Here is an 8,219-nt window from a genome sequence, read left to right as displayed (position 1 = left end):
GCGGGGGCAAGGTTGGACGTTGCGCCGTGACCCAGCACGACACCCTTGACTCTCACCAATGCGATGTGACGCTGAGCGCACTCAGCGAGTTCTACGACGCGGTGCGGCGCGTGCTGGCGACTCGCCAGCTCAACGAGGCGTGAGTGATGCCCAGGCTGACGTGCGGGAAGTGCCCCGTGAGCTTCCCATTTGACGAGAGGCGGCGGTGGTGTGGTGCCTGCCGCGCCTATTTCCCCGCAAACGCTGAGTGCAAGTACCCCACGGTAGAGCACATGTTCTACGCCTGGGGCTACTACGCAAGTCTGGCGCAGCGGCTGACGGAGGCCATCGCCATGCGGGAGGCTGAGGAGCGTGCGGTGCGGTGAGTGCCCCGTGTGGGTATGGGGCCGCACGTGGTTAACGCCCGCCAGCAAGGCCGTGCCCTGCGACGACTTTGGACGCCCGCACGGCGCAGACGAGCCCTGTTCGCGTACTACCTGGGACCTCCGCCGCGAGGCCACACGCCTGCGGTGCATCGCGGATGCGCTTGACGAGGCGGCCAAGAGGAGGGAGGCCGAGGAACGTGCGGTGCGGTGACTGTGGTGTATGGGCATGGAGGCGGGCCAGCATGGTGGGCCAGACGCCGTTTGACTACCGCGTGCCCTGCGACGATTACGCTGGCCTGCACGCGGCTGGCGATCTGTGCACGGTGCCCGCGGCACAGCTGCGGAAGCAGGCCGCTAAGTACGCGGATGCTACGGCATTCCCAGGATGCCTGGGTCTGGCACTTGCCCTGCAGCGCGCAGCGGACGCGCGAGAGCGGGAGGGGATGCGGGCATGAAGTGCGGCGAGTGCTCTTTGAGCAAACGGATCGGCGAGTGGTCAATCCAATGCGAACTCAACCCGCGCCTTTACCTGTTTGCGTTCAGCGATTGTGCTTTCAGTCTGCAGGACCTAATCGACATCAGGAACCGATACCGCAATCTAATCCCCATACTTGGCGACCTCATTGCAAGGCGTGAGCGGGAGGAGGCGCGGGCATGACCGGCTCAGACCCTGCTGTGCCCCAGCCCGCAGCCTGTCAACTGGAACCCAAATTCGTCCTGGGTATGATCGCCGCGGAGTACAAGGCCGCCGTTGCCAGCCACCCGCCCATGGCGAGCGCCCACGAGGGCTATGCGGTCCTGCTCGAAGAGCTGGACGAGCTGTGGGCCGAGATTAAGCAGCCCGAGGGGCGGCGCAACCCGTGGGCCATGATGCGCGAGGCCGTCCAGGTCGCGGCCATGGCGGTCAGGTTCATCGAGGACGTCTGCCTGAAGCAGCTGGGTGCCGGCACCGAGCGCAACGAGATTGCCCCTGAGCAAATCCGGAAGGAGGCTGCGGCCCATGGCCTACCCGGCATCGATGCCTGAAATAGCACCGGCCAGGCCTCGGCCCCGAGAGCGGCGGGCAAGGGGCGAGAGCCGTCAGCAGCGGCGGGCATACTGGCGCGGCACCTGGGATCCTGCGGCCTGGCCAGGCAAGACCAGGGCGGAGCGCCGGCGGGCCTGGAGGCAGAGTTGGGCCAACGACTGGACCAGGCCGAAGAGGTGACTGCTGTGGGGAGGAAATTGAGCGGCTGGCTGTGGATCCCCGGAACCCCCAAGAACCACTACTACGGGGCTCACCCCAACGGCTGGAACTGGCCCCTGTGCGGGAACGGAAATGCAGTCATATCCGTGCGCATGCCCAACAGTCCGTGGGGCAAACCCCAGGCGCGTAGCGAGGACGACCCCGACAATTGCAAGATGTGCTTACGCCTGCTGAAAGGTCGAGCGGGGAGAAAGGGGGCAGATCGGTAGTGACACTTCGGTACGACCCTGATCCCGGGGAGCCCTTCTGTGGGTACGGTCGGTCCGTCCGACGGTGGGAACTGTGGCTGGTGCTGGCCGGGTGCACCGCCCTGGTGATTCTGGGCTGGCTGATCGGGGGACGGTGAGGATGTTGGCGCCTCATACCGTCACATGTAGCAGATGTGGCCGGCAAAGCGACAGGCGGAAAGCATTGGGCATCAATGACGCATGGCTTTGCGGGGATTGCCTCAAGGATCAGGATGCATTGGACACCTTTCTAAAAGTGCAGTTTCAACTAGCGGTTGGACGTGCAGTCTGTAAGAGCCTGGGCGTGATGGAAAATGCAAAACCTATCGGGGTACCGGGCAGGGATTCACAATGATGCATGACTATGCACTGCCACCCCAGCCTGGCTGGGACCTGCGGGATGAGCCGCCCGAGGAAGCCCCGGTGGTCACCTACCGGCTTTCCCCGGAAGAGATCGCGGCCAGATACGGGCCGCCCAGGCCGAGGCCTGTGGCAACAGGCATGGCGGGTGTGGCGTACGACCCGCGGCTGTACAAGCCCATGAAGCCGATGACGATCGACGTGCTGCGCCGCCTGGCCGCCGAGGGCCTGACGGCGGAGGAGATTGCGGAGCGCCTGGGCAGGACGGTCGCGGGTGTCAAGTACCGGGCGCAACAGTGGGGGGTGAGGCTCTTGGAAGACAAGCCGCTGGTGGAGGAGAGGGCGGAACAGCCGGCCGAGAAGTGGCCGGTGGGGCCAGAACGCCTAAAGGAGCTCTTCCTTGACCAGGGCCTGAAACAGGTCGAGATTGCACAGATGTACGGCGTGTCCGTGAGCGCGGTAAACTCCGCCCTGGGCAGGTACGGTATCCGGCGCAGGGCAGTAAGGTTTACCTCGCCGTCTGCTGGCAGGGAGGAGAGGCCTGCTCCAACCCGGGTGACAGCGCAGGTGAACGAGGACAGGACCCACTTGGCCACCGTTCAGGTGACCGGCGTCATGCAAGCCCCCTGCGCCCGCCAGGTATTGGACAGCATCGCCAAGCTGATTGAGACAAACCCGCTCATGGCCCGGGTGAGCGTGGAGATCCAGATCCGGGCGGCGGGGGAGTGATGACTGTGCTCAGGATGCTTGAAGAGTCGACGGCCGGGCGGGTCTTGCTGTATGTGCTGATGCTACCAGTGGTCATGGTTGCAACCCCGATCGCGTTTTTCATCCAGTACGTGCTGGATCGTGAGTTTGACCTGGGGGAACTGTGATGCCGAGCCGGATACTCAAGGAGTCAATTTGCACGAGCGAGACCATCAACGCCCTGACCCCGGAGGAGGAGGTCTTCTTCTACCGACTCCTGGTTCAGTGTGACGACTATGGCCGGATGGACGCACGTCCTGCTATTCTCCGAGCGCGATGCTACCCGCTGAGATTAGACCGGGTAAGGGATGAGGACATAAACCAATGGCTACAGGCTCTCGAATCTGTGGGCCTGATACAACGGTACACGGTCGGAGGACGACCGTATCTGCAGGTAGTTACCTGGGAAAAACACCAGCGAGTCAGGAATAGGGTTGGAAAGTACCCCGCACCGCCCGAAGACGTGCCCGGGCCAAGAGAACACGTCATGCCATTCGAGCGTGATGTGGAGGACCTGGTCTATGATGCTCTGTCTCGGTGTGAGCGGATTGCAGGGAACAAGATCATTGAGTGCGGCCGGCAGGTCCGGGTAGGCGAGAGCTACCTGGACATTGTGGCGACTACGGAATCGGCAACCTATGTGTTCGAGATCAAACGTGTTCGCCTGACTAAGAAAGCCATCGAACAGTTGACCAGGTATACGAGGGCAATCGACGGCAAGGGCATCCTGATCGGCAACGGGTTATCTCCTGAATTTGATCTGGATTCCTGCCGAGCAAGGGATTTCGCTGTGGTGTCTTACGATGATGCCCTGGATTTCACGCTTGTGCTGCCGGGAGCAGGTGTTAATTCACTGAGCGATATCGGGTTAGACCGTGACTCCACGGGAAATCACGTGAAATCCCGAAGCATACCGAAGATGCTAGAATCCGAATCCGAAATAGAACTAGAATCCGAATCCGAAAGTAGAATCCGAACCCGCGCTCCGCGCTCGTCCTCCTCCTCACTGCCTCCTGCTTCTCCCTCCGAGCAGCAGCTTCTTTCAGTCCTTCAGAGCGTGGCTGGCTACCCCTTTGATGCAGCCAAAGATCTTCAGTTTGTGCGCCAGCTGGCCGAGGACTTCCCGGACGTGGATCTCCTGGCCGAGGCGAAAGCCTGGCGCACATACAAGCTCGACCGGCCGCTTGAGAAGAAGTCCAACGCCCGGAACCAGTTCCGCAACTGGGTGGCGAAGGCCCGGCAGTTCCGATCACGCGATGCTCCCGTTCACACGTCAGCACAGGACGACGACGACCAGTCCCGCAATCCGATCTACCGTGACCTGACTGCGGAAGCCCTGCGCGAAGCAGCTGAGGCCGGTCTGCTTGACGAGGAGGACGAACCATGAGCCGGGTACCGCCTCATGACCTGGAAGCCGAGAAGAGTGTGCTGGGCGCGGCCTTGCTGGACCGGTCAGCCCTGGACGAAACGGCTGCGGTGATCCGGACGGAGGACTTCTATCAGGAGCGGCACCGGGTGATCTGGTCGGCAATGCTGGAGCTCCGGGACCGGAACGAGCCCGTGGACCTGGTGACTTTGACTGCAGCTCTCCGGTCCCGGGGCCAGTTGGAGGACGCCGGCGGGATCACGTACCTGGCGGAGGTCGCAAACTTCACGCCCACGGCGGCCAACGTGTTGCACTACGCCAGGATCGTCAAGGACACCGCCTTCCGTCGGCAGCTCATCCGGGCGGGTATGCAGATTGCCCAGCTGGGGTGGGAGGTCGGCCAGGAGGTCGGCGAGCTTGCCAACCGCAGTGAGCAGCTCCTTCGGGAGGCCACGGACCGGGTGGTCGGTGGCGACACGTTCCTGCGGATCGGAGACGTGGTGTTCGGACGGTGGCAGCAGCTGTACGAGGCCCGAGATGTGAAGGGCCTGCTGGGTCTGCCGTCGGGGTTCACCACGCTAGATGCGAAGACCGGCGGCTTTATGCCGGCGGATCTGGTCATCATCGCGGCCAGGCCGTCCATCGGCAAGACCTCGCTGGCCCTGGCGATTGCCCAGAATGTGGCGAAGAAGGGCGGCACCGTGGTGTTCTTCAGCCTGGAGATGTCCCGAGCCATGATCGCGGACCGGCTGGTGTGTGCTGCTGTGCCGCTTGACAGCCATCTGCTCAGGACCCGCCGGCTGACCGAGGAGCAGTGGGACCAGGCGCTTGCCAAGGCCAGCAAGCTGGCCGCATTGCCGATCTTCGTGGACGACAAGCCTGCGCAAACCACGGCCGAGATGTGGGCAAAGGCCCGACGTGTCCGGAACCTGGCCCTGGTGATCATCGACTACCTGGGCATGATCGGGGACCCGCGCAGGCCCGGGTCATCCAAGGCCGAGCACCTGGAGGAGGTCGTCAACCGCCTGAAGGCCATGGCCCGGGATCTTAACGTGCCGGTGATCGTGCTGTCGCAGCTGTCCCGGGCCCCAGAAAAGCGGGCCGACCGCCGGCCGGAGCTGGCGGATTTGAGGGATAGCGGCGGCATTGAGCAGACGGCGGACACGGTGCTGCTGCTTCACCGGCCCGGATTCTACGATGCCAGTGCACCCCAGAACGAGGTCGAGGTCATCATCGCCAAACAGCGCAACGGGCCGGTGGGCACGGTCAAGCTCTACTTCGACCCCGAGTATGCCAGGTTCGGGGATCTGGAGAGGAGGGTGATACTGTGAACCTGGTTGTGCTGATTGGCCGCCTTGGAGCGGACCCTGAGTTGCGGGTCCTGCCGGACGGGACGCCGGTGTGCACCTTCAGCCTGGCGGTGGACAGGCCCAAGGCCGATAGCGAGGGTAAGGACGTGGACTGGATCGACGTGACCTGCTTCCGCAAGCAGGCGGAATCCGTGGGCGAGCACTTAACCAAAGGCCGGCTGGTGTGCGTGGAGGGCTCGCTTCGGGAGCGCAAGTGGGAGACGGAGGACGGGCAGAAGCGGCGGGCTCACGCCGTGATTGCCAGACGGGTCGTGTTCCTCCCGAGCGGTAGGAAGGGCGTGCCTGATGAGGTTCTGGTGGCTGAGGCCGAGGAGGTGTGACCGGTGGGTGCTTTCCAGGCCGAGGTGAGAACTGAGCCCCGCCAGTTTGAGATCCGCTTCACGGTGCCCGGTCGACCGGTGCCCAAGGCCCGCCACCGGGCCACCCTGATCGGCGGCAAGATTGTGAGCTACACGCCGCGGAAGGTGCGGGAGTTCGAACAGGCGGTGGGATGGGCGGCGAAGGCAGCGCGGGTGCCCATGCTAGAGGGCCCGTTGGCGGTGGAGATCCACTGCTACGTCGACCCGCGGAGGGCGATCCCAGACAGCGATAATCTGGCCAAGAGCGTTCTGGACGGGCTCAACGGAGTTGCCTGGCACGATGACCGACAGGTGGTTGATGTTCGGTGCGTTCGGCATGAGGTCAACAGCCGCGGGGAAGAGAGGACAGAGATTTGGATCCGACCTGCATGAGGGGGACCGGCGAGGTGCACCAGCAGGAAGCGAGTGCCAGACTGCCGAAATTGTCGAAACAAGAGGTGGAGGAGGTCCTGCAGCGCGTCCGGCGGGCCCTGGAAGGGCTGGAGTACGGCGAGGTCGTCCTGAAGGTGCAGGGCGGGAAGGTCATTTGGGTGGATCGGTATGAACGTGAAAGGCTCGGGTAGAAAGGAGGTAGACTTGTGTACCAGCCGGAGTTTAACATCGTCATCCTCCAATCGGGGCAGGAGAAGCCAACCGGTTGGCCTTGCAGCAGAAAGGCTGCGGAGCACATCAGCAAGGAGCTAACGCGCGGTGCCGTCGTAATTACGTTTTCCGATCCCGACACGGGTGAAACGGTTTACATCAACCGCGGCAACGCAATCCTGGTCAAGGTTGAACCTCTGAGACGATAGATAGCACCACGGCTAGGCAAAGACGCCAGGCCGGTTCCCGAGAAGGGGCCGGCCTTTCTCGTTGAGGGGGTCGGGAAGTGCTGACCGTGTTCGAATACCTGGCGGAGAACCAGCCGTGGGCACTCCTCTGGCTCCAAAGCCTGGGGTTGCTGGTGATCGACGACTACCTCCCCGCCGGCACGGCCAAACTGATGAGCCACCCCGCGTGGAAGCGCATCTGCCGGCGCATGAGGCAGGTGAGGGTGGCGTGAATCGGGCGGTGTTTCGGTACGTGGAGGCAGAGCTATACGACTACCCGTGGACGAAGCAGGAGATCGCCCGGTTGCGCGTCGATATTGCCCTAGAGGGCTCAGGAGTGGAGGCTGCGCTGCTTGCGCAGCACGTCAGTGGGGGACAACAGGCCGACCCAACGCTGGCCAAGACCATCAGGCTGCTGACCAACCGGCGTCTGAAGCGCATGGAGGAGACGGTGGCGGCCATCGAGCGGGTTTATGACCGGCTGCCACCGGAGAAGCAGCGGCTTGTGGATCTCAAGTACTGGCAGCGGTACAGCAACCTGGCGGTGGCCACCCGGCTGCACATCAGTCGCGCAACGTTCTACCGGTGGCGGGCAGAGGTGGTCACAGCCGTGGCGGTCGAACTGGGGCTGGCCAATGCAGTTGAACTCCTCAGTGCCGGGCTAGCAGGTTGAGAAAAACATGAGACTTTTGCGCGTACCCTCCGTGCTATACTGGTAGCGTGGAGCACCGCGGGGAGGCGGTGCTCTTGGTTTTGGCGATCCGAAACGACGGAAACGGAGCCAAGGGAAACAGAAACACGGAAACAGGGGGTGGCTCGGATGCCGGCGGGCTACTCGGCCCGCTGCAAGGTGTGCAATTCACCTCACCGGGCCGACATCGAACGGTGGGCGAAGGAGGAGGGTCTGAGTCCCCGGGCCATATCCGCCCGACTCCGCGAGTGCGGGGAATCAATCGGTCACAAGTCCATCTGGCAGCACCTGCGTGACCATTTCGATGTTCGCTCAGAGGCCAGGGAGCAGTACGCCAAGAGCCAGCAGCAGTTCGAGGACCAGGTCAAGAAAGAGCTGTCCGACCTGCAGATGCTGGATCGGGTCATCCGGTCTGACTACGAGCTCCACCAGGTCACGGCCAGCTGGTTGAACGAGTTGGCGAAGGGCAGGGAAAAGATACCCATGTCCCTGGTGCTCCTTCATGAGAAGGCGGCGAGTGAGATGCGGCAGGCGATAAAGCAGAAGGCGGAACTCCTCGGTGACGATCCGGAGAGCAGGAAAGCTGACGCCCTACTCTCCCTCGCGGATCTGGTAATGTATGCGGGCGATGACGGTTGACCGGGATGCGGCCAGGAAACTTGTTTCCAGGCTCAGGGCG

At 63.2% G+C, this 8,219-nt stretch carries 14 protein-coding genes; all 14 read left to right on the top strand.

Annotated elements, in window-relative coordinates; all coding sequences use genetic code 11:
- The first annotated feature begins 146 nt into the window (after positions 1 to 146).
- The 14 genes from HPY55_16165 to HPY55_16100 all read left to right on the top strand — a co-directional run bounded on the left by HPY55_16165 (position 147) and on the right by HPY55_16100 (position 8,179).
- Complete coding sequence (locus HPY55_16165) at positions 147 to 365, top strand: hypothetical protein (GenBank protein NPV72142.1); 219 nt, start codon at positions 147 to 149, stop codon at positions 363 to 365.
- 242 nt (positions 366 to 607) lie between these two features.
- Positions 608 to 820, top strand: a complete 213-nt coding sequence (locus HPY55_16160) for a hypothetical protein (protein NPV72141.1) — start codon at positions 608 to 610, stop codon at positions 818 to 820.
- Between the two features lie 199 nt (positions 821 to 1,019).
- Entirely contained in the window at positions 1,020 to 1,391 is a 372-nt protein-coding gene (locus HPY55_16155; GenBank protein ID NPV72140.1) for a hypothetical protein, read from the top strand.
- Between the two features lie 798 nt (positions 1,392 to 2,189).
- On the top strand, positions 2,190 to 2,927 hold the full coding sequence (locus HPY55_16150) for a hypothetical protein (GenBank protein NPV72139.1): 738 nt from the start codon (positions 2,190 to 2,192) through the stop codon (positions 2,925 to 2,927).
- 5 nt (positions 2,928 to 2,932) lie between these two features.
- Entirely contained in the window at positions 2,933 to 3,073 is a 141-nt protein-coding gene (locus tag HPY55_16145; protein ID NPV72138.1) for a hypothetical protein, read from the top strand.
- Positions 3,073 to 4,332: a hypothetical protein gene (locus HPY55_16140; protein ID NPV72137.1), complete on the top strand. Its 1,260-nt coding sequence runs from the start codon at positions 3,073 to 3,075 to the stop codon at positions 4,330 to 4,332. Before HPY55_16145 ends, HPY55_16140 begins: the two co-directional genes overlap by 1 nt.
- On the top strand, positions 4,329 to 5,642 hold the full coding sequence (gene dnaB, locus HPY55_16135) for a replicative DNA helicase (protein ID NPV72136.1): 1,314 nt from the start codon (positions 4,329 to 4,331) through the stop codon (positions 5,640 to 5,642). Before HPY55_16140 ends, dnaB begins: the two co-directional genes overlap by 4 nt.
- Positions 5,639 to 6,001 (top strand): single-stranded DNA-binding protein, encoded by a 363-nt coding sequence (locus HPY55_16130; protein NPV72135.1) that lies wholly within the window; start codon positions 5,639 to 5,641, stop codon positions 5,999 to 6,001. The genes dnaB and HPY55_16130 overlap by 4 nt, the downstream gene beginning before the upstream one ends.
- A gap of 3 nt (positions 6,002 to 6,004) precedes the next feature.
- The gene (locus HPY55_16125) at positions 6,005 to 6,412 is read left to right on the top strand and encodes a RusA family crossover junction endodeoxyribonuclease (protein ID NPV72134.1); all 408 of its coding nucleotides are present in this window, start codon (positions 6,005 to 6,007) and stop codon (positions 6,410 to 6,412) included.
- Positions 6,394 to 6,603, top strand: a complete 210-nt coding sequence (locus HPY55_16120; GenBank protein NPV72133.1) for a YezD family protein — start codon at positions 6,394 to 6,396, stop codon at positions 6,601 to 6,603. The genes HPY55_16125 and HPY55_16120 overlap by 19 nt, the downstream gene beginning before the upstream one ends.
- A gap of 15 nt (positions 6,604 to 6,618) precedes the next feature.
- A complete protein-coding gene (locus tag HPY55_16115; protein ID NPV72132.1) occupies positions 6,619 to 6,831 on the top strand; it encodes a hypothetical protein in 213 nt (70 codons plus the stop codon).
- 77 nt (positions 6,832 to 6,908) lie between these two features.
- Positions 6,909 to 7,082 (top strand): hypothetical protein, encoded by a 174-nt coding sequence (locus tag HPY55_16110; protein NPV72131.1) that lies wholly within the window; start codon positions 6,909 to 6,911, stop codon positions 7,080 to 7,082.
- Positions 7,079 to 7,522, top strand: coding sequence for a transcriptional regulator (locus HPY55_16105; protein NPV72130.1), 444 nt, complete (start codon positions 7,079 to 7,081; stop codon positions 7,520 to 7,522). The genes HPY55_16110 and HPY55_16105 overlap by 4 nt, the downstream gene beginning before the upstream one ends.
- 147 nt (positions 7,523 to 7,669) lie before the next feature.
- Entirely contained in the window at positions 7,670 to 8,179 is a 510-nt protein-coding gene (locus HPY55_16100) for a hypothetical protein (GenBank protein NPV72129.1), read from the top strand.
- Positions 8,180 to 8,219: the final 40 nt, after the last annotated feature.

The sequence above is a fragment of the Bacillota bacterium genome (assembly GCA_013178305.1).
Lineage (GTDB): Bacteria > Bacillota > Sulfobacillia > JABLXB01 > JABLXB01 > JABLXB01.
This window is presented reverse-complemented; position numbering and strand designations above follow the sequence as displayed.